3 protein-coding genes are annotated in these 2,452 nt (G+C 61.6%); 1 reads left to right on the top strand and 2 read right to left on the bottom strand.

The window, feature by feature from the left end; all coding sequences use genetic code 11:
• The first annotated feature begins 459 nt into the window (after positions 1-459).
• Complete coding sequence (locus ACOI1H_RS24925) at positions 460-1,119, top strand: hypothetical protein (protein ID WP_422440955.1); 660 nt, start codon at positions 460-462, stop codon at positions 1,117-1,119.
• 20 nt (positions 1,120-1,139) lie between these two features.
• On the opposite strand, the gene rfbA is transcribed toward ACOI1H_RS24925, so the two are convergent.
• Together rfbA and ACOI1H_RS24915 are read right to left on the bottom strand one after the other, a co-directional pair.
• The gene (rfbA, locus tag ACOI1H_RS24920) at positions 1,140-2,009 is read right to left on the bottom strand and encodes a glucose-1-phosphate thymidylyltransferase RfbA (RefSeq protein ID WP_422440953.1); all 870 of its coding nucleotides are present in this window, start codon (positions 2,007-2,009) and stop codon (positions 1,140-1,142) included.
• On the bottom strand, positions 2,006-2,452 hold a 447-nt coding region (locus ACOI1H_RS24915; protein WP_422440952.1), incomplete at its 5' end, for an SDR family oxidoreductase. The genes rfbA and ACOI1H_RS24915, both read right to left, overlap by 4 nt.

Here is a 2,452-nt window from a genome sequence, read left to right as displayed (position 1 = left end):
CTAAGACCGTCCTGGGTCTGGACCCGCCTCTGCGCGGTGGAAACAGCCTTTGCTATCGTCGCCAGTGGAGAGCAGCTGCCGATCGTTTATTGGAGAAACTGACTTCGCTAGAAAACGTGACACATGGGCTGTTGAGCACCTGTGAATGGCGACGCCGCCTTAGCGGTCATCCCGGCTAGGAGGATAACGAAATTGCACGGCCCTCCCGCCTGCCATGTCTGATATTCGGAGGAGGACCGGAAAACGAAAGGCCAAGCCTAAAGTCAACTTGCCCGGCGATGCTGGAGCTGCATCAACCGTGACTGCATGTCAGGATTGATCTTCAGGATCGTTCGGCGCGGAGAGACCTCAGCGACCGCTGACGCCGCTATCGGCACGATGTATCGTTTTATTTGCTTGGTACTTGCCGTGGCATCTCCTGTTTCTGCCAGTACAACAGCTCCGCCTACGTTGCTGACGATGGATCCGATCGGCACTGGATGCGTCGATGGTGGCGGCTATGACGATCCGTTTCCGGCCGCCAAAGGTGTGCGCGCACCAGCATTCTGTCTGACCGACCCTTGTGTCGGCAGCTTGAGCCGCGACGAACTTAGTTTCGACGTGCTCGGGCGAGAGGCCGAGGATTGGGAATGGGATGCCTATTACAGCCGTTATGCCGAATTCTGTCGTGCAGAGGCCGTCGTTCCGCGCGGCGCTGGAGAGTCTCCAGTCAGAACCGCCCAAGCCTTCTGGGCACCGCTTCTGGCACCGCCGTTGACCGCATTCCTGCCAGCTTCATCCATCCCGCGACCGGGCGGGAATGCCGGCATACCCATCAACAACGGCACCGTGCCGGGCGTGATTGTTCCAGTCGGCCCGGGCGGCACTTCGCCGGACGGCGATGGTGGGACCACTCCACCGGGCAATGGCGGGACGACGCCGGGCGGCGGTGGAACGACTCCGGGCGGCGGCACTAACCCTGATGGCGGCGGTGGCACCACGCCGGGCGGCGGTGGTGGCACGACGCCCGGCGATGGGGGCGGCACTCCGCCGGACGTACCCGTTGTTCCGGCCCCCATGGCAGCGCTTCTGATGCTGTCGGCCCTCGCAGCCTTTGGGGCCGCCCGCCGACTGGGATAGATCAAACGCGCCAGGCTACGTCAGGCAAGGCTGCGCAGATACGCGCCGTAATCCGTCTTGTCGTATCGGTCCGCATGCGAAAGAAGTCTTTCGCGGTCGATCCAGTCTTGTTGAAAGGCGATTTCCTCGGGACAGCCGGTCTGCATGCCTTGCCGCGATTGCAGGGTGCGCACGAAATTGCCCGCATCCAGCAAACTGCCATGTGTGCCGGTATCGAGCCAGGCAAAGCCGCGGCCCATACGCTCCACCGTCAGGGCACCCTCGCGCAGATAGGTTTCCAGAAGCGAGGTGATTTCCAGCTCTCCACGGTCCGATGGCGTGATCTGCCGCGCCCGCGCCGGTGCCGTGCCATCGAGGAAGTAAAGCCCCGTCACTGCGTAGTTCGATGGGGGATGCTTCGGCTTCTCGACGATCTGAGTGACCTGACCGGACGCATCCATCGCAACGACACCATAGCGCTGCGGATCGGACACCCGGTAGCCGAAGACAGTCCCACCAGCCGTCCGCAGATCGGCGGCTTGCAACATTTCCGGCAGACCGTGACCGAAAAAGATATTGTCGCCCAGCACCATCGCCGAGGCGGAGCCGTCCAGAAAATCCTCGCCCACGATATAGGCCTGCGCCAGCCCTTCGGGTCGTTCCTGAACCAGGTAGGTAATCGCGAGGCCCCATTGCGATCCGTCGCCCAGAAGCGTCTGAAACTGGTGTCTGTCTTCTGGAGTCGTGATCAGCCCGATGTCCCGGATTCCGGCCAGCATCAGCACCGAAATGGGATAATAGATCATAGGCTTGTCGTAGATCGGCATCAGTTGCTTGCTAATCCCCTGCGTGATCGGCCAGAGGCGCGACCCTGTTCCGCCGGCGAGAATCAGTCCCTTGCGATTGCTCATGGATTATCCTTCACGATATCGATGACGGCACGGCACCAGTCCGGGCGATCAATACCAAAGTCTGTTTTCAGAGTGCCGCAATCAAGCCGCGAGTTCTGCGGTCGACGGGCGGGCGTCGGATAGTCGCGCGTTGCGATGTCAGTTACGGTCACACCCTGGCCTGTCGCGGCAAAGATGGCGCGTGCGAAATCAGCCCAACTTACATCCGGTGAGCCGCTTAGATGATAAATACCGCCCGGATTGCCTTCACGCAGGGATGTCAGGATCGTCAGGCATGCCTCTGCGATGGCGGTCGCCGGCGTTGGACCGCCAATCTGATCAGCGACGACAGTCAATGCCGTCCGGCTTTCGGCCAGACGGCGCATCGTGGTGACGAAATTCTTGCCGGTGCCGTCAAAGACCCATGACGTGCGCAGAATGGCCGCCCGCGCGCCAGACGCTAG

The sequence above is a fragment of the Loktanella sp. DJP18 genome (assembly GCF_049310965.1).
In the GTDB taxonomy this organism is placed as follows: domain Bacteria; phylum Pseudomonadota; class Alphaproteobacteria; order Rhodobacterales; family Rhodobacteraceae; genus Loktanella.
Note: the sequence above shows the minus strand (reverse complement) of the source record. Positions and strands in the feature narration are given on the sequence as shown.